General features: G+C 60.8%; 1 protein-coding gene. It reads left to right on the forward strand.

Annotated elements, in window-relative coordinates:
• Window positions 1-760 (forward strand): mechanosensitive ion channel family protein (locus HMPREF3138_RS15685; RefSeq protein ID WP_139145157.1); only part of this gene is annotated, 760 nt, incomplete at both ends.

The following is a 760-nucleotide window of genomic DNA, read 5'->3' on the forward strand; positions in this document are numbered from 1 at the left end:
TGCAGCGTTTCAACATCGTGCCCGGCAACCTGCTTAACGCCATGATCTGCCTGGCGATCGGCATCTATATTTTGCGCGCAGTGCGGCGCTGGCTGGGTTCTGAACTGTTGCCGAAAACCATCTCGGACGTCGGCATTCGCGCCTCGCTGGTGACGCTGTTCAGCAATATCGGCTATGTGCTGGTGATTCTGATCACCCTGGCGGCGCTGGGCATCCAGTGGAGCAACCTGGCGTGGATCGTCAGCGCCCTGTCGGTCGGTATCGGTTTCGGTTTGCAGGAGATCGTGAAGAACTTTATTTCCGGCCTGATCCTGCTGACCGAACGCCCGGTGAAGGTGGGGGATATGATCGGCATCGGCGGCGTGGAAGGCGACGTGCGGCGCATCAACGTGCGCGCCACCGAAATCCAGCTCAGCGACCGTTCCACCATGATCGTACCGAACTCGCAGCTGATCTCGCAGAACGTGCGCAACGCCACCATGGGCAACGCGCAAGGGGTGGTGACCATTGCGCTGACGTTCCCGACCTCCATCGATCCGGAGCAGGTGCGCAATATCTTGCTCAGCGCCTATAACGAGTACGAAACTATTCTGGAAACGCCGGCGCCTTACGTGCGCTTCAGCCAGCTGGGGCCGGACGGCATCATCCTGAGCGTGACCGGCTACGTGACGAGCCCGCGCATGGTCGGCGCCACCAAGAGCGAACTGCTGTTCAATATCCTCAAGCTGCTGCGCGCGCAGGAAGTGAGCCTGTCCAGCCC

Origin of the sequence: Serratia sp. HMSC15F11, from assembly GCF_001808215.1 — a bacterium.
Classification (GTDB): domain Bacteria; phylum Pseudomonadota; class Gammaproteobacteria; order Enterobacterales; family Enterobacteriaceae; genus Serratia; species Serratia nevei.